The organism is Pseudomonas sp. SMN11 (assembly GCF_052041945.1).
In the GTDB taxonomy this organism is placed as follows: Bacteria; Pseudomonadota; Gammaproteobacteria; order Pseudomonadales; family Pseudomonadaceae; genus Aquipseudomonas.
Map to the genome: position 1 here is coordinate 31,414 of NZ_JBKGGW010000006.1, position 17,108 is coordinate 48,521.

Annotated in this window: 18 protein-coding genes; 11 read left to right on the top strand and 7 right to left on the bottom strand. The window is 63.5% G+C overall.

All coding sequences use genetic code 11. From position 1 onward, the window contains the following. Window positions 1–145: 145 nt before the first annotated feature. Window positions 146–1,003, bottom strand: a complete 858-nt coding sequence (locus ACLEJU_RS08160) for an SDR family oxidoreductase (RefSeq protein ID WP_435421782.1) — start codon at window positions 1,001–1,003, stop codon at window positions 146–148. A 191-nt stretch (window positions 1,004–1,194) separates the two neighbouring features. Here ACLEJU_RS08160 and exbB point away from each other — a divergent pair, with 191 nt between their 5' ends. The 6 genes from exbB (at window position 1,195) to ACLEJU_RS08190 (ending at window position 7,911) form a co-directional block, all read left to right on the top strand. After that, window positions 1,195–2,163 (top strand): tonB-system energizer ExbB, encoded by a 969-nt coding sequence (gene exbB / locus ACLEJU_RS08165; RefSeq protein ID WP_435421783.1) that lies wholly within the window; start codon window positions 1,195–1,197, stop codon window positions 2,161–2,163. A 3-nt stretch (window positions 2,164–2,166) separates the two neighbouring features. Continuing rightward, a complete protein-coding gene (gene exbD, locus ACLEJU_RS08170) occupies window positions 2,167–2,595 on the top strand; it encodes a TonB system transport protein ExbD (RefSeq protein WP_435421784.1) in 429 nt (142 codons plus the stop codon). Then, window positions 2,592–3,326, top strand: a complete 735-nt coding sequence (locus ACLEJU_RS08175) for an energy transducer TonB (protein WP_435421785.1) — start codon at window positions 2,592–2,594, stop codon at window positions 3,324–3,326. Before exbD ends, ACLEJU_RS08175 begins: the two co-directional genes overlap by 4 nt. A 94-nt stretch (window positions 3,327–3,420) precedes the next feature. After that, entirely contained in the window at window positions 3,421–4,347 is a 927-nt protein-coding gene (locus ACLEJU_RS08180) for a LysR substrate-binding domain-containing protein (RefSeq protein WP_435421786.1), read from the top strand. A 3-nt stretch (window positions 4,348–4,350) separates the two neighbouring features. After that, a complete protein-coding gene (gene recG, locus ACLEJU_RS08185) occupies window positions 4,351–6,429 on the top strand; it encodes an ATP-dependent DNA helicase RecG (RefSeq protein WP_435421787.1) in 2,079 nt (692 codons plus the stop codon). A gap of 78 nt (window positions 6,430–6,507) precedes the next feature. Next, window positions 6,508–7,911, top strand: coding sequence for an HDOD domain-containing protein (locus ACLEJU_RS08190; protein WP_435421788.1), 1,404 nt, complete (start codon window positions 6,508–6,510; stop codon window positions 7,909–7,911). Between the two features lie 33 nt (window positions 7,912–7,944). Here the strand turns inward: ACLEJU_RS08190 and ACLEJU_RS08195 are convergent, their stop codons facing one another. The 4 genes from ACLEJU_RS08195 to ACLEJU_RS08210 all read right to left on the bottom strand — a co-directional run bounded on the left by ACLEJU_RS08195 (window position 7,945) and on the right by ACLEJU_RS08210 (window position 10,282). After that, complete coding sequence (locus tag ACLEJU_RS08195; RefSeq protein WP_027917039.1) at window positions 7,945–8,319, bottom strand: helicase; 375 nt, start codon at window positions 8,317–8,319, stop codon at window positions 7,945–7,947. A 146-nt stretch (window positions 8,320–8,465) separates the two neighbouring features. Further along, on the bottom strand, window positions 8,466–8,762 hold the full coding sequence (locus ACLEJU_RS08200; protein ID WP_435421789.1) for an HU family DNA-binding protein: 297 nt from the start codon (window positions 8,760–8,762) through the stop codon (window positions 8,466–8,468). Between the two features lie 187 nt (window positions 8,763–8,949). Then, window positions 8,950–10,098 carry an NAD(P)/FAD-dependent oxidoreductase gene (locus ACLEJU_RS08205; protein WP_435421790.1) on the bottom strand — a complete coding sequence of 383 codons (1,149 nt, stop codon included), beginning with the start codon at window positions 10,096–10,098 and terminating at the stop codon, window positions 8,950–8,952. Window positions 10,099–10,114: 16 nt separating this feature from the next. After that, window positions 10,115–10,282, bottom strand: a complete 168-nt coding sequence (locus ACLEJU_RS08210) for a rubredoxin (RefSeq protein ID WP_027917042.1) — start codon at window positions 10,280–10,282, stop codon at window positions 10,115–10,117. Window positions 10,283–10,395: 113 nt separating this feature from the next. On the opposite strand from ACLEJU_RS08210, the gene ACLEJU_RS08215 reads away from it, so the two are divergent. Both ACLEJU_RS08215 and ubiA read left to right on the top strand, forming a co-directional pair. Beyond that, window positions 10,396–10,953, top strand: a complete 558-nt coding sequence (locus ACLEJU_RS08215; RefSeq protein WP_435421791.1) for a chorismate--pyruvate lyase family protein — start codon at window positions 10,396–10,398, stop codon at window positions 10,951–10,953. Further along, entirely contained in the window at window positions 10,953–11,843 is an 891-nt protein-coding gene (gene ubiA / locus ACLEJU_RS08220) for a 4-hydroxybenzoate octaprenyltransferase (RefSeq protein ID WP_435421792.1), read from the top strand. Before ACLEJU_RS08215 ends, ubiA begins: the two co-directional genes overlap by 1 nt. Window positions 11,844–11,961: 118 nt before the next feature. Here the strand turns inward: ubiA and ACLEJU_RS08225 are convergent, their stop codons facing one another. Then, a complete protein-coding gene (locus tag ACLEJU_RS08225; RefSeq protein WP_435421793.1) occupies window positions 11,962–12,330 on the bottom strand; it encodes a COG4315 family predicted lipoprotein in 369 nt (122 codons plus the stop codon). A 174-nt stretch (window positions 12,331–12,504) separates the two neighbouring features. On the opposite strand from ACLEJU_RS08225, the gene phoB reads away from it, so the two are divergent. The 3 genes from phoB (at window position 12,505) to ACLEJU_RS08240 (ending at window position 16,019) form a co-directional block, all read left to right on the top strand. Next, complete coding sequence (gene phoB / locus ACLEJU_RS08230; RefSeq protein ID WP_003253341.1) at window positions 12,505–13,194, top strand: phosphate regulon transcriptional regulator PhoB; 690 nt, start codon at window positions 12,505–12,507, stop codon at window positions 13,192–13,194. Between the two features lie 48 nt (window positions 13,195–13,242). Then, entirely contained in the window at window positions 13,243–14,550 is a 1,308-nt protein-coding gene (gene phoR, locus ACLEJU_RS08235) for a phosphate regulon sensor histidine kinase PhoR (protein WP_435421794.1), read from the top strand. Window positions 14,551–14,678: 128 nt separating this feature from the next. After that, window positions 14,679–16,019, top strand: a complete 1,341-nt coding sequence (locus ACLEJU_RS08240) for a hemolysin family protein (RefSeq protein ID WP_435421795.1) — start codon at window positions 14,679–14,681, stop codon at window positions 16,017–16,019. Between the two features lie 2 nt (window positions 16,020–16,021). On the opposite strand, the gene ACLEJU_RS08245 is transcribed toward ACLEJU_RS08240, so the two are convergent. Further along, window positions 16,022–16,924, bottom strand: a complete 903-nt coding sequence (locus tag ACLEJU_RS08245) for a peptidoglycan DD-metalloendopeptidase family protein (RefSeq protein WP_435421796.1) — start codon at window positions 16,922–16,924, stop codon at window positions 16,022–16,024. Window positions 16,925–17,108: the final 184 nt, after the last annotated feature.

A 17,108-nucleotide genomic window follows, 5' to 3' on the forward strand; every position in this document is an offset into this window, starting at 1 on the left:
ACCCCTGTAGGAGCGGCCTTGTGTCGCGAAAGGGCCGCATAGCGGCCCCAGCATTATTTGCAGCGAAGCTGGAATCGAGGGGCTGCTCTGCAGCCCTTTCGCGACACAAGGCCGCTCCTACAAGGGCCGCGCCAAGCCTGTAACTTCAGCGTTTGCCCGCCAGAATGGCCGCATAGCCTTCCTTGTAGCTCGGATACTCCGGCGCCCAACCCAATGCCCGCACGCGGGCATTGCTGCAACGCTTGCTGCCAGTACGGCGCACCCGCTGCTCATCAGACCACTCGGTAACCCCCATGTACCCGCGCAGCCAGGCCACGACATCGGCCAGCGGCGCCGGGTCGTCGTCGACCCCGATGTAGCAATCCTCCAGCGCCACACCTTCGGCATCGGCCTGCAGCAGGAACGCCATCAGGCTCGCCGCATCCTCGGCATGAATCCGGTTGCCATACAGCGGCGGCTCCTCGGCCACCCGATAGCCTTGCCGCACCTGGCTCAGCAACCACTCGCGACCCGGGCCGTAGATGCCGGTCAGGCGAACTACGCTGGCAGGAATGCCGCTGGCCAACGCCAACCTTTCGGCCTCCAGCATCACCTTCCCGGAATAACCTTCAGGCTCGGTGGCCGCAGTTTCATCGATCCATTCGCCTTCCTTTTGCGCAAACACGCTGCTGCTGGAGACGAACAGCAAGCGCCGTGGGCGCTGACTACGCTCGGCCAGCCACGCCAGCACATGGCGCAAACCGTCGACGTAAGCGGCTTGATAGCCCGCCTCGTCATGCTGGCTGGCAGCGACGCAGTACACCAGGTAGTCCGGCGGACGCTGTGGCCATGCCTGCGGAATGGCAGGGTCGGACAGGTCGGCAGCGATGGGCGCGATGCCCTCGGGCAGTTGCCCGACTGAGCGGCGCAAGCCACTGACTTGCCAACCTTTGGCCTGCAGCTGGCGGGCCAAACGGCCGCCCACATCACCACATCCCACGATAATTGCGGAAAGGTCTGACATCACAAAACTCCCTAGACCAAAGGATCAGGCTAGCCGTATTACACGATAGGCGGCTAGACCGCAGGTGAAAAAAGCAACAAGATTACTTTTGTTAACAAGAATTACTTGCAATAATGGCACCCCTATCTGTTCTCGGCCTACCTCGAGGCCTTGGAGAACGCTCACTTTTTTCTTCATCAGGTCCGGCCAGCATGACACGTACTCAACCTTCCGCTTCGCCAACCCCGTCGCGCGCCTGGCGCGCCATCGCCGCGCTGATGTTCAGCCTGGTGCTGGCCCCGGTGGCCATGGCCGATGAGCCTGCCGCCAACACCGCCGCCCCGGCTGCTGCTGCCGCTCCGGCCACCCCTGCCACTGCAGCACCGGCTGCTGTCGAAGGCCAGGCCGTCACTCCGGTAGAAGCACCTGTCGCCGCCGACCCGGCCGTGCAGGAACTGGTTGAAGACACCTCGCTGGGCATGGCCCACGACCTGTCCCCATGGGGCATGTACAAGAACGCTGACATCGTCGTGAAAATCGTGATGATCGGCCTGGCCATCGCCTCGATCATCACTTGGACCATCTGGATCGCCAAAGGCTTCGAGCTGATGGGCGCCAAGCGCCGCCTGCGTGGCGAGATTGCCGCCCTGAAGAAGTCGGTGAGCCTGAAAGAAGCCAGCTCCGTCTCCAATAAAGAAGGCACCCTGGCCCACACCCTGGTCCACGACGCCCTCGAAGAGATGCGCCTTTCGGCCAATGCCCGCGAGAAAGAAGGCATCAAGGAACGCGTCAGCTTCCGCCTGGAGCGCCTGGTAGCTGCTAGCGGTCGCGCCATGAGCAACGGCACCGGCGTGCTCGCCACGATCGGTTCCACCGCGCCGTTCGTCGGCCTGTTCGGTACCGTGTGGGGCATCATGAACAGCTTCATCGGCATCGCCAAGACCCAGACCACCAACCTGGCCGTGGTCGCCCCAGGTATCGCCGAGGCCTTGCTGGCCACTGCGCTGGGCCTGGTCGCAGCGATCCCGGCCGTGGTCATCTACAACGTCTTCGCCCGCTCCATCGCTGGCTACAAGGCACAGGTGTCCGACGCCTCCGCCCAGGTGCTGCTGCTGGTCAGCCGTGATCTGGACCACCAGGGTGGCGACCGCGCCGCCCCGCACATGGTGAAAGTGGGGTAAACGATGGGCCTGCATCTCAACGAAGGTGGCGACGACCTCGCCGAGAACCACGAAATCAACGTTACGCCGTTCATCGACGTGATGCTGGTGCTGCTGATCATCTTCATGGTCGCAGCCCCGCTGGCCACGGTCGACATCAAAGTTGACCTGCCCGCCTCGACTGCCAAGCCGGCACCGAGGCCCGAGAAACCGGTGTTCGTCAGCGTCAAGGCCGACCAGAAGCTGTATGTCGGCGACGATCAGGTACCTGCCCCAGAACAGCTTGGCCCGATGCTCGACGCCAAGACAAAGGGCGACAAGGAAACCACCATCTTCTTCCAGGCCGACAAGGGCGTGGATTACGGTGACCTGATGGAAGTGATGAACAACATGCGCGGGGCCGGCTACCTGAAAGTCGGCTTGGTCGGACTCGAGACGGCAGCCAAGAAATGACGAAAACGCGCTCAAACATGGCGCGCTACGGTGGCAGCCTGGCGATCGTGCTGGGCGTGCACGTGGTCGCCGTGCTGCTGACGCTCAACTGGTCGGTGCCCCAGGCCATCGAGCTGCCCCCGGCAGCCATGATGGTCGAACTGGCACCGCTGCCAGAGCCTGCGCCACCGCCGCCACCGAAAGCCGCACCCAAGCCTCCGGCTCCCGTCGAAGAACCGCCGCTGCCAAAAGTGGCGGAAGCGCCGAAGCCGAAAATCGCCATCGCCAAGCCGCCCAAGCCCAAGCCCAAGCCTCAGCCACCGAAACCTGAGAAGAAGCCTGAGCCGCCGAAGGATGAGCCACCGGCCAAGGAAGAAGTGGTCGACACGCCGCCAAGCAACACGCCACCGCAGAAGTCGGCGGCACCGGCGCCGAGCATCGCCTCCAACAGCAAGGCACTGCCCACCTGGCAGAGCGACCTGCTGCGCCACCTGGCGAAGTACAAGCGCTATCCGGAGGACGCTCGCCGTCGTGGCCTGCAAGGCATCAACCGCCTGCGCTTCGTGGTCGACGCCGAGGGCAAGGTGGTGTCCTACTCCATGGCAGGCGGCTCCGGCAGCGCGGCCCTGGATCGGGCGACCATGGAAATGATCCGCCGCGCTGGCACGGTACCCAAGCCACCAGCCGAGTTGCTGACCAATGGCACGATCGAAGTCGTGGCACCGTTTGTCTACTCGCTGGACCGTCGCTGATACTTTTGTTTCTGTCACAAATCGGCAAGTCTGATAACGTGCGTCTATCGATTGCAGCCGCTATGCTGGGCCCGCAACTTCATGGACGCACGTTATGACCCTCACAGAATTACGCTACATCGTCACGCTCGCCCAGGAGCAGCACTTCGGCCATGCTGCCGAGCGCTGCCACGTCAGCCAGCCGACCCTGTCGGTCGGCGTGAAGAAGCTTGAGGACGAGCTTGGCGTGCTGATCTTCGAGCGCAGCAAGAGCGCGGTGCGCCTGACCCCGGTCGGCGAAAGCATCGTGGCTCAGGCGCAGAAGGTACTGGAGCAAGCCCAGGGCATTCGCGAGCTGGCCCAGGCTGGCAAGAACCAGCTGACTGCCCCGCTCAAGGTCGGCGCCATCTATACCGTCGGCCCGTACCTGTTCCCGCACCTGATTCCACAGCTGCACCGGGTGGCGCCGCAGATGCCGCTGTACATCGAAGAAAACTTCACCCACGTGCTGCGCGAGAAGCTGCGCAACGGCGAGCTGGACGCAGTGATCATCGCCCTGCCGTTCAACGAAGCCGATGTGCTGACCCTGCCGCTGTACGACGAGCCCTTCTGTGCGTTGATGCCGGCCGACCACCCGTGGACGGCGAAGAAGACCATCGACACTGCCATGCTCAACGACAAGAGCCTGCTGCTGCTCGGCGAGGGCCACTGCTTCCGCGACCAAGTGCTGGAAGCCTGCCCGACGCTGAACAAAAGTGGCGAAGGCTCCAAGCACACCACGGTCGAGTCCAGCTCGCTGGAAACCATCCGCCACATGGTAGCGTCCGGCCTGGGGGTGTCGATCCTGCCGCTGTCCGCCGTGCACAGCCATCACTATGCGCCTGGCGTCATCGAAGTGCGTCCACTTACCCCGCCTGCACCGTTCCGTACCGTGGCCATCGCCTGGCGTGCCAGCTTCCCGCGGCCGAAGGCGATCGAGATCCTTGCCGACTCGATCCGCCTCTGCTCGGTGGCCAAGCCGCCTGTGGAACAACCGGCCTGAGCCATGACTGAGCTGTCGAAGGTCTCGGTCACGGCGCTCAAGGGCGTAGGCGATGCCATGGCGGAAAAGCTCGCCAAGGTCGGCTTGGAGAACCTGCAGGACGTGCTGTTCCACCTGCCCCTGCGCTATCAGGACCGTACCCGCGTAGTCCCCATCGGGCAGCTGCGCCCCGGCCAGGATGCAGTGATCGAGGGCGTGGTCAGCGGTGCCGACGTGACCATGGGCAAGCGCCGTAGCCTGGTGGTGCGCCTGGGTGACGGCACCGGCGTGTTGAGCCTGCGCTTCTACCATTTCAGCAACGCGCAGAAGGAAGGCCTCAAGCGTGGCACCCACCTGCGCTGCTACGGCGAAGCCCGCCCCGGCGCCTCGGGCCTGGAGATCTACCACCCGGAGTACCGCGCGCTGAATGGCGACGAGCCGCCACCACCGGTCGAGCAGACCCTGACGCCGATCTACCCGTCCACCGAAGGCCTTACCCAACAGCGCCTGCGCCTGCTCTGCCAGCAGAGCCTGGGGATGCTCGGGCCGCGCAGTCTGCCCGACTGGCTGCCCGATGAACTGGCCCGCGACTACCACCTGGCGCCGCTGGACGATGCCATCCGCTACCTGCACAACCCGCCGGCCGATGCCGACCTCGACGAGCTCGCCGAAGGCCAGCACTGGGCCCAGCATCGCCTGGCCTTCGAAGAGCTGCTGACCCACCAGCTGTCGCAGCAACGCCTGCGTGAGAGCCTGCGCAGCCTGCGGGCGCCGGTACTGCCCAAGGCCAAGCGCCTGCAGGCACTTTACCTGGCCAACCTGGGTTTCCAGCCGACCGGGGCGCAGCAGCGGGTGGCCAACGAAATCGCCTATGACCTCAGCCAGCACGAGCCCATGATGCGCCTGGTGCAGGGCGACGTCGGCGCCGGCAAGACCGTGGTGGCCGCCCTCGCCGCACTGCAGGCCCTGGAAGCCGGCTACCAGGTGGCGCTGATGGCACCCACCGAGATCCTCGCCGAACAGCACTACATCACCTTCAAGCGCTGGCTGGAGCCACTGGGCATCGAAGTCGCCTGGTTAGCCGGGAAGCTCAAGGGCAAGGCCCGCGCCAGCGCGCTGGAGCAGATCGCCGGCGGTGCGCCGATGGTGGTCGGTACCCACGCGCTGTTCCAGGAAGAAGTTCGCTTCAAGCACCTGGCCCTGGCAATTATCGACGAACAGCACCGCTTTGGCGTGCAGCAACGACTGGCCCTGCGCAAGAAAGGCGTGGCCGGCGAGCTGTGCCCGCACCAGCTGATCATGACTGCCACGCCGATCCCGCGCACCCTCGCCATGAGCGCCTATGCCGACCTCGACACCTCGGTGCTCGACGAACTGCCGCCAGGGCGTACGCCGGTGAATACCGTGCTGGTCGCCGACAGCCGCCGTTTCGAAGTGGTCGAGCGGGTTCGCGCCGCCTGTGCCGAAGGGCGCCAGGCCTACTGGGTGTGCACGCTGATCGAAGAATCCGAAGAACTGACCTGTCAAGCGGCCGAGAGCACTTACGAAGAGCTTGGCAGCGCACTCGGCGAACTGCGCGTGGGCCTGATCCACGGCCGCATGAAGCCGGCAGAAAAGGCCGAAGTCATGGCCGAGTTCAAGCAAGGCAACCTGCAACTGCTGGTCGCCACCACGGTGATCGAGGTCGGCGTGGACGTACCCAACGCCAGCCTGATGATCATCGAGAACCCCGAGCGCCTGGGCCTTGCCCAGCTGCACCAGCTGCGCGGCCGGGTTGGCCGAGGCAGCGCGGTCAGCCACTGTGTGCTGCTGTATCACCCGCCGCTGTCGCAGATCGGCCGCGAACGCCTGGGGATCATGCGGGAAACCAACGATGGTTTCATCATCGCCGAGAAAGACCTCGAACTGCGCGGGCCCGGCGAAATGCTCGGCACACGCCAGACCGGCCTGCTGCAGTTCAAGGTCGCCGACCTGATGCGTGACGCTGACCTTCTGCCGGCCGTGCGTGATGCGGCCCAGGCGCTGCTGGCGCGCTGGCCCGACCACGTCAGCCCGCTGCTCGACCGCTGGCTACGCCACGGTCAACAATATGGCCAGGTGTGACGCCTGTCCCAGAATGGATCCAGCTTTGCCTACAGGCTGGTTATACTTTGCGTTTAAAAGAATTTGTGGATACAGACCATGACTGAAGTTGCCCTGGACACCGCAACCCCACACGCTCCGTCTGTCATCCGGCTGTTGCTCGAAAAATTGCACGTTGCCTTTGAAGAGGTGGCGGAACATCCGGAGCTGCCAGCCGCGTCCCGGGTGCAGGCGATCCTGCTCGATGACGAGATCGGCGCCCTGCTGGTGCTGTTCCCGCAGAGCAAGCTGCTGGACCTCAACCGTCTCGAAGAGCTGACCGGTCGCAAGCTCAAGGCCGTGCCGTTGCCACGCCTCAAGCAGATGCTCGACAAGCACCAGCTCAAGGCCTTGCCGGCCATTCCGGCCCTGACCAGCTCGCCCTGCCTGTACGAAGGCAAGCTGCTCGAGGACGAACACCTGTTCATCCAGTCCGGTGAGGCCGGCCTGCTGCTGAAAGTACACCGTGATGATTTCAAGCGCATGCTCGCCAAGGCCAGTGCCGGCAGTTTCGGCCAGCCTGTGCGCGACATTCGCCCCAACCTTGATCGCCCGGATGACGACCCCAAGGAAATCACCCTGGCAGTCCAGGCCTTCACCGCCCGGCGCATCCAGAAGCGCCTGGAAGAGACCATCGAGATCCCGCCTCTGGCCGACACCGCCCAGAAGATCATCAAGCTGCGGGTCGACCCCAACGCCAGCATCGACGACATCACCGGGGTGGTCGAAACCGACCCGGCCCTGGCCGCCCAGGTGGTCAGTTGGGCCGCTTCGCCCTACTACGCCTCACCCGGCAAGATCCGCTCGGTGGAAGATGCCATCGTCCGTGTTCTGGGCTTCGACCTGGTGATCAACCTGGCCCTCGGCCTGGCGCTGGGCAAGACCCTGAGCCTGCCCAAGGACCACCCGCAGCAGGCCACGCCGTACTGGCAGCAGTCGATCTACACCGCCGCCATCATCGAAGGCCTGACCCGCGCCATGCCGCGCGCCGAACGCCCGGAAGCCGGCCTTACCTACCTGGCAGGGCTGCTGCACAACTTCGGCTACCTGCTGCTGGCGCATGTATTCCCGCCGCACTTCTCACTGATCTGCCGCCATCTGGAGGTCAACCCGCACCTGTGCCACACCTACGTGGAACAACACCTGCTGGGCATCAGCCGCGAACAGATCGGCGCCTGGCTGATGAAGCTGTGGGACATGCCCGAAGAGTTGTCGACCGCGCTGCGCTTCCAGCATGACCCGGCGTATGACGGCGAATACTCGGCCTACCCCAACCTGGTGTGCCTGGCGACCCGTCTGCTGCGCTCGCGGGGCATTGGCTCGGGGCCACAGGAGCAGATTCCCGATGAACTGCTGGAGCGTCTGGGGATCACCCGGGACAAGGCGGAAGAAGTGGTGAACAAGGTGCTCGAGGCCGAGGCCCTGTTGCGGGACCTGGCGTCGCAGCTCAACGCCCCGCATTGAGACCATTGGGGCTGCAACGCAGCCCCCGCAATTTCAGCCTTTCTTTTTGGGTTTCAGGTATTTCATCAGCCCCTGGAACCACATCACCAGCGCCGGGTTGCCCTTGATCTGGATGTTCTTGTCCTGAATGCCCTGCATGAACGCCAGCTGCTTGTTGCCCGCCTGCATCGTCGCAAAGCCGTAGGCCGCGTCCTTGAAGGCGATAGCGAAGGCCGGTTGCGGATGGCTGCCGCCTTTGCTGCTGATGCGCTCGCCGCTGACGATGAAGTGCCGCGCCACTTTGCCGTCCAGCGTCTGCATCTGGAATACCAGGTCCTTGTCCTTCAGTTGCTGCTGGAATGCCGGGTTGTTGCGGCTGGCCCTGGCCATCAGCAGCCCCATGGCCCAGAGAAGAAAGCGAAACTTCATCAACGCGCCTCGAATAAAAAATGACTGACGCGCGCAGTTTATCCTTTTCCTGAACCAATTACGCAAGTTCGCAACAATTAGCCACCAGAATGCACAACGGGCGCCCTGGGGCGCCCGCCTGGATGACACCGAGGATCAGCAGTCGATCACTTTTTCTTGGCTGGCTTGGCAGGTACGTTGACACTGTCGCGCAGGTTCTTGCCAGGTTTGAAGGCAACGGTGTTGCTGGCCTTGATCTTCACCGGCTCACCGGTTTGCGGGTTCTTGCCAGTGCGGGCACCACGATGACGTTTTTCGAAGGTACCGAAACCGACCAAGGTAACCGTGTCCTTGTCCAGGGCACCGGTGATGCTGTCGAGGATGGCGTTCAGCACCTGGTTGGCTTTTTCCTTGGTCATGTCAGCCTTTTCGGCGATGACAGCGGCGAGTTCTGGTTTACGCATAGTGAAGCCTCTTTGACGGGATTTCTTGTTGTTATGCCGTGCTGCCATTGAAGCAGCGTTCAAGGCACCGCAGGCTCTAATCTGCGGCAGACGGAACTGAGAATGGCACGCCCACCGAGGCCGCGCCAGTATCTGGGCGGCCATTGTGTTGGCAACAACAGGATAAATCCGACAGAACGCCCGCTATTCACGCCATCAGGGCGGGTAACTGCCGATTCAGCGCCAGTTTTTCCATGACGGCGCTGCCGGTCAGGGCATAGCCGAGCAACTGGCCGTCGGCAGCATGGCAGAGCACTTTCAGGTCGCTACCCTGCCCTTCGACTTGCCAGTTGCCTTCACGGCCCACTGGCGGCGGAGATACCACCAGCGGGCACGCCGGGGTCTTCACGGTGATCGGCATCGGCCCATATCTGACCGGGGTCGGGTTGCCGGCCAGGGTCTGCGCCAGGGCACGGGCGCAGGCCATCAACGGCATCACATAGAGCAGGTTGATACCGTCAACTTCGGCGCAGTCGCCAAGGGCGAAGATGTTGCTGTGCGACGTACGTAGCTGACGGTCCACGACCACGCCGCGGTTGGTTTGCAGCCCGGCGGCAGCGGCGAGGTCGGTACGCGGGCGCAGGCCAATGGCCGATACCACCAGATCGCAGGCGATCACTTGCCCATCGGACAGGTGCGCCTCGAGCCCTCCACCCGCCTGTTGCAAACGCGTCAGCACCGGGCCGAAGTGGAATCGTACGCCCAGCCCTTCCAGGCCGGCTTGCACGGCAGCGGCCGCCGCCGGGTGCAACAAGGTCGGCATGACCTGCTCGCATGGCGCCACCACATCGACCTCGAAGCTGCCCAGGCGCATGTCGTTGGCGAATTCGCAGCCGATCAGGCCGGCACCGAGAATCAGCACGCGCTGCTTGCCCGCAGCAACGGCACGGAAGCGCGCATAGTCTTCAAGATCATTGATCGGGAATACCCGCCCGGCACCATCACCTTCGATAGGCACCTGCACGGTCTGCGCCCCCCAGGCCAGTACCAGGTCGCGATACTCGATCGCCTCTTCACCGATCCACAGGCGCTTGTGGCCCGGATCGATACCGCTGATGCGGGTATGGGTGCGGATCTCGGCCTTGAGCTGCTCGGCCATCACCCCAGGTTCGGCCATACACAGGCCATCGGCGTCCTTGTGCTTGGCAAAGCCGGTGGACAGCATGGGCTTGGAGTAGGAACGGCCATCGTCGGCAGTAATCAGCAGCAGCGGCGTATCGCCATCGAGCTTGCGAAATTCACGGGCCAGGTTGTAGCCGGCCAGGCCGGTACCGATGATGACTACGGGTGACGTCATGCCGTGCTTTCCTCTATCAGCCGATGGAGATCATTTCAAAGTCGCTCTTGCCCACGCCGCAGTCAGGGCACAGCCAGTCTGCCGGTACGTCTTCCCAGCGGGTACCGGGCGGGATGCCGTCGTCCGGCCACCCTTCGGCTTCGTCATAGATCAGGCCACAGACAATACACTGCCACTTTTTCATCAGGTCATTTTCCTCGGTGTTGCTCAGGCTTTGTTGTAGCCCGGCATTATGCAAGCAGTCAGGGCAATCATGCTAAGCTCGCCGCCTCTCTGGCTGTAATCAAGCATACCGACGTGTCGTACGAATCCCCGCAAGCAGCCGCTGTCGCGTGGCTGCCGTATTCACAGCTGGCCACTGAAATCGACCAGCCAACCCTGGACTGGCTGTTCGACGAAGGCTCCCTGACTCGCCGCCTCACACAGCTGTCCCAGGACCATTTCAGTGTTACCCCCCTGTTCGAAGGCTGGCAATCGCTGCGCGACGACGAATGCCTGGCGCTGAATATCGCTCCAGGCGCCGAAGGTTGGGTGCGCGAAGTGTTCCTGCGCGGGCATGGCGAACCTTGGGTATTCGCCCGCAGCGTGGCCAGCCGCAGCGCCTTGGAACGAGGCGGCCTGGACCTGGAAACCCTGGGCAGCCGTTCGCTGGGCGAACTGCTGTTCTGCGACCAGGCGTTCATCCGCCACCCGATTGAAGTGTGCCGTTATCCGCAGGCCTGGCTGCCGGCCAATGCCATGCAAGAGGGCCTGTGGGGGCGCCGCTCGCGCTTCGCCCGTGATGGCCTCGACCTGCTGGTGGCCGAGGTTTTCCTGCCTACACTGTGGCAAGCGGCCAAGGAGGAGAACCGCTGATGTACCTGCAACTGCTCAAGTCGCTCAACCGCCTGCACCCACGGGCGTGGGACTTCGTCCAGCTCAGCCGCATGGACCGGCCGATCGGCATCTATCTGCTGCTCTGGCCGACCCTGTCAGCGGTATGGATCGCAGGGCAAGGCTCGCCAACCCTGGCCAACGTGCTGATCTTCGGCCTGGGCGTGGTGCTGATGCGCGCCGCCGGCTGCTGCATCAACGACTTCGCCGACCGCAAGGTCGATGGCCACGTCAAACGTACCGCCGATCGCCCACTGGCCAGTGGCCGGGTCAAATCGCGCGAGGCGCTGGCTTTGTTCGCCATCCTGGTCGGTGTGAGCTTCCTGCTGGTGCTGTGCACCAACAGCCGGACTGTGTGGCTATCGTTCGGCGCTGTGGCGCTGGCGTTCTGCTACCCGTTCATGAAGCGCTACACCTATTACCCGCAGGTGGTACTGGGTGCTGCGTATTCCTGGGGCATTCCCATGGCCTTTACCGCGGCCGGGGGCGAGTTGCCTGCCAGTGCCTGGTTGCTGTACATCGCCAACCTGCTGTGGACGGTGGGTTACGACACCTACTACGCCATGGTCGACCGTGATGACGACCTCAAGATCGGGGTGAAATCGACCGCGATCCTGTTCGGTGAGGCGGACCGGACGATCATCCTGACCTTGCAGTTGCTGTCGCTGGGCTGCCTGCTGCTGGCGGGCAGCCGTTTCGAGTTGGGCGGCTGGTTCCACCTGGGGTTGCTGGGTGCGGCGGTGTGCTTCGCCTGGGAATACTGGTCGACGCGCAAGCTGGACCGCGAGTCGTGCTTCAAGGCGTTTCTGCACAATCACTGGGCGGGGTTGCTGGTGTTCATCGGGGTGGTGCTGGATTACGCTTTGCGCTGAAAATTCTGGGCTGCTTTGCAGCCCTATCGCGACGCAAGGCCGCTCCTACAGGGGATTGCGCACTCCTGTAGGAGCGGCCTTGTGTCGCGAAAGGGCCGCGAAGCGGCCCCCAGCTATGTCAAGGCTTGGCGACGTGCCAGACGTCTTTCATTCCGTCACCGGTCATATCCCCGGCCTTCTTGTCCTTGACGAAGGTGTACAGCGGCTTGCCGTCGTAGGCCCACTGCATTTTGCCGTCGTCACGCTTGATCTGTGTCCACTTTCCTTCGGCTTTCTCGCCTTTTTCAACCATCAGCGGCGGCCAGTTGGTCGCACAATCACCATTGCACATCGACTTGCCGCCGGAGTCCTTGTCGAAGGTGTACAACGTCATGCCGTTGTGGTCGACCCACATACCGTCTTTCTCCATGGCATGGTGGGCGGACGCCACCCCCGGCAGCGCCAGTGCAGCAATAAGGGCCATCCAGCTCAGCGTATGTCGTGTCATTGGAATCACCATGAATTCGGGGGTGGATTGCATTCTGTTTGCCGTCACAGCGGCCCTGTGAAGCCTAGCCCAGTCATGGAATGTCGCCAGAACGGCCAACACCCTGTCACACAGCTGCAATAATTCCGTTATCTAATGCGGGCCAAGACACGATTACTGGGAGAGGTTTTGAGCATGGTTGGCAGGAACATTCTGATCGTCGACGACGAAGCGCCTATTCGCGAGATGATCGCCGTTGCATTGGAAATGGCCGGCTATGACTGCCTGGAAGCGGAGAACTCGCAACAGGCCCACGCGATCATTGTCGACCGCAAGCCAGACCTGATCCTGCTCGACTGGATGCTGCCCGGCACTTCCGGCATCGAGCTGGCACGCCGCCTGAAGCGCGACGAGCTGACCGGCGACATCCCGATCATCATGCTCACTGCCAAAGGCGAAGAGGACAACAAGATCCAGGGCCTGGAAGTCGGCGCCGACGATTACATCACCAAGCCGTTCTCGCCTCGTGAACTGGTAGCCCGCCTGAAGGCAGTGCTGCGTCGCACCGGCCCGAGCGACAGTGAAGCGCCAATCGAAGTCGGCGGCCTGCTGCTCGACCCGATCAGCCACCGCGTGACCATCGACGGCAAGCCGGCCGAGATGGGCCCTACCGAGTACCGCCTGCTGCAGTTCTTCATGACTCACCAGGAACGCGCCTACACCCGCGGCCAGCTGCTCGACCAAGTGTGGGGCGGCAACGTGTATGTCGAAGAGCGCACCGTCGACGTGCACATCCGTCGCCTGCGCAAGGCACTGGGTGAGGCCTACGAAAATCTGGTACAAACCGTCCGGGGCACTGGCTACCGCTTCTCGACCAAGAGCTGATCGAGCTTACAAGCGCCAAGCTGCAAGTCGTTGTACAAGGACCGTCAATTGAACCAGAACTGGCACGCGACCCTGATTCGCCACCTGTTGCTGCTGATCACCGTCTGCCTGATCGGCGGCCTGGTCAGCGGCTATTACGGCTGGAGCCTGGCCATCGGCCTGGCGCTGTACCTGGGCTGGACCCTCAAGCAGCTGCTGCGGCTGCACGACTGGCTGCGCAACCACCAACCCGATGAAGCACCACCCGATGGCTACGGCCTGTGGGGCGAGGTGTTCGACAGCATCTACCACCTGCAGCGCCGCGACCAGCGCGTGCGCGGGCGCCTGCAGGCAGTGATCGACCGGGTGCAGGAGTCCACTGCGGCGCTGCGCGATGCGGTGATCATGCTCGACAGCGACGGCAACCTGGAGTGGTGGAACCGCGCCGCAGAGACGCTGCTGGGCTTCAAGACCCCGCAGGACGGTGGCCAGCCGGTGACCAACCTCGTGCGCCACCCGCGCTTCAAGGAGTACTTCGAGGCGGAGAACTACGTCGAGCCGCTGGAAATCCCCTCCCCGATCAACGACCGCCTGCGCGTGCAGCTGCACATCACTCGCTACGGCAACAACGAACACCTGATGTTGGTGCGCGATGTCACCCGCATCCATCAGCTCGAGCAGATGCGCAAGGACTTCGTCGCCAACGTCTCCCACGAGCTGCGCACGCCGCTGACCGTGATCACCGGCTACCTGGAAACCCTGCTGGACAACGTCGATGACGTGAACCCGCGCTGGGCCCGGGCGCTGCAGCAAATGACCCAGCAAGGCTCGCGCATGCAGACCCTGCTGAACGACCTGTTGCTGCTGGCCAAGCTGGAAGCCACCGACTACCCGTCGGACAACCAGCCAGTGGCGGTCGATGCCCTGCTCACCGCGATCAAGCAGGATGCCCAGGCACTGTCCGGGCCGCGCAACCAGAAAATCACCCTGGAAGCCGCGCCGGGCCTGCGCCTGAAGGGCAGCGAGTCGGAACTGCGCAGCGCCTTCTCCAACCTGGTGTTCAACGCTGTGAAATACACCCAGGATGAAGGCAGTATCCGCATCCGCTGGTGGGGCGACGAGCACGGCGCGCACCTGTCGGTGCAGGATTCCGGGGTCGGAATTGACGCCAAGCACCTGCCGCGGCTGACTGAGCGCTTCTACCGGGTCGACTCCAGCCGTGCGTCGAATACCGGCGGTACCGGCCTGGGCCTGGCGATCGTCAAGCACGTTCTGATGCGCCACCGCGGCAAGCTGGAAATCAGCAGCGTACCGGGGCATGGCAGTACCTTCACCTGTCACTTTGCGCCGACACAATTGGCCAACGGCAAGGCCTGAGGTACCGGGGGCTGCTTTGCAGCCCTTTGCTTTTGCAGCCCCAGCCGCTACATTGGATCCCCTGTGCCAGCAAGAGCTGGCACTTTTTTTCTATCTACCTCAAAGACGGACCCCGTAAAAACTCCATCATGGACCCTTCCCCTGGTATCAGCCTCGCCTCGTTATTCGCCGATTTCGGCATGATCATCTTCGCCTTCCTGCTGGTGCTGCTCAACGGCTTCTTCGTTGCCGCCGAGTTCGCCATGGTCAAGCTGCGCGCCACCCGCGTCGAGTCCATCGCCGAACAGCATGGCTGGCGCGGCAACATCCTGCGCAAGGTGCACAACCAGCTCGACGCCTACCTGTCGGCCTGCCAGCTGGGCATCACCCTCGCCTCGCTGGGCCTGGGCTGGGTCGGTGAGCCGGCCTTTGCCCACCTGCTCGAACCGCTGCTGGCCTACCTGGGCGTGGACAGCGCCGAAGTGGTCAAGGGAGTGTCGTTCTTCGTCGCCTTCTTCGTCATCTCGTACCTGCACATCGTGGTCGGTGAGCTGGCACCCAAGTCGTGGGCAATCCGCAAGCCCGAGCTGCTGTCGCTGTGGACCGCCGTACCGCTGTACCTGTTCTACTGGGCCATGTACCCGGCCATCTACCTGCTCAACGCCAGTGCCAACACCATCCTGCGCATCGCCGGCCAGGGTGAGCCCGGCCCGCACCATGAGCACCACTACAGCCGCGAAGAGCTCAAGCTGATCCTGCACTCCAGCCGTGGCCAGGACCCGAGCGACCAAGGCATGCGCGTGCTCGCCTCGGCCGTGGAAATGGGCGAGCTGGAAGTGGTGGACTGGGCCAACTCGCGTGAGGACATGGTCAGCATCGACGCCCATGCGCCCCTCAAGGAAATCCTTGCCCTGGTTCGCCGGCACAAGTTCAGCCGCTACCCTGTGTACGACGCCGAGCGCGAGGAGTTCACTGGCCTGCTGCACATCAAGGACTTGCTGCTGGAGCTGGCCGAACTTGAGCACCTGCCCGCAACCATCGACCTGGACGACCTGGCCCGCCCGCTGGAGCGAGTATCGCGGCACATGCCACTGTCGCAGCTGCTGGAGCAGTTCCGCAAAGGCGGCGCGCACTTCGTGCTGGTGGAGGAAGCCGACGGCAAGGTGATCGGCTACCTGACCATGGAAGACGTGCTGGAAGTGCTGGTGGGTGACATCCAGGACGAGCACCGCAAGACCGAACGCGGCATCCTCGCCTACCAGCCAGGCAAACTGCTGGTGCGGGGCGACACGCCGCTGTTCAAGGTCGAGCGCCTGCTCGGTGTCGACCTCGACCACATCGAGGCAGAAACCCTCGCCGGCCTGGTCTACGAGACCCTCAAGCGCGTGCCTGAGGAAGAGGAGGTGCTGGAGGTCGAAGGGCTGCGCATCATCATCAAGAAGATGAAAGGGCCGAAGATCGTCCTGGCCAAGGTGCTCAAGCTCGACTGACCCTAGGGGTTGCCGGCGGTAAAGTCCGGCAACCCGCCAAGCGGCCGGTCGAACTGGAACGGTATTGATTCCAGCGCCAAGCCCACATTGCGCTGCACCACGAAATGCAGGTGCGGCCCGGTGCTGTTACCGGTATTGCCCGATTTGGCCAGGGCCTGCCCGACCACCACCTGCTGCCCTTCGCGCACCACCACCGAACCCCGCATCAGGTGCAGGTACACGCCCATGGTGCCGTCGGGGTGCAGGATCCGCACGAAATTGCCTCCTGGGTTGGTGCCCCGGCCACTCTGGCCATTCTCGACCTTCACCACCATCCCGCCTCGCGCCGCAATGATCGCCGTGCCCTCCGGCATGGCGATGTCCATCGCATAGCGGCTCCTGGGGCCGAAGTGGCTGAAGCGGCCGTTGGGCCCCTGGGTCAGGCGAAATGGCCCGCCCTTCCAGGGAAACGGGTAGCGGTAAGCCAAGGAACGCTGGCCAGGGTCGCCCATGGCGTACTGGAAGCGGGTGGCGTATTGCAGCTGGCCGCCGGGCGCAGCCAGCACCGAACTCAGCACCTTGCTCGAACGTGGCCCTACCACGGCGCGTATGTTGCGCGGCTGGTTGCCACCGAAGGCGTTGGTCAGCTTGTTGATCTGCAGCTCGACCTGCATCGGCACGTACAGATCGTTGCGCACCATGAAGCGCACACCGCCTGGGAAGGTTTCGGCCTGCAGGCGTACCTTGCCGTCGATGCGGTCGAGTATCGGCTCGCTGAGCTCGAAGGTTTTCGCCCCCGGGCTGTAGCGATCGGAGTACGAGACCACGCCAGAGTTGTCGACGGTCTTGTAGATCGTCATGCCGATGCTCGACGCCGAGGCTGAAAGCAAGGCACAGAAAAGCAGCAAGCGGGCGGTGGCTGGCATGATGGTGGCTTTTTGACAGGTATGGTCTGTCGAAGACTAGCAGCGGGATTGGCGGGCGGTATTGCAGTTGGTCGGGTGGCTGACTCGATCAATGTGGGAGCGGCCTTGCGTCGCGAAAGGGCTGCGCAGCAGCCCCTCAATTTTTGCTTTGATGCTGTAATTTCCGGGGCCGCTCTGCGGCCCT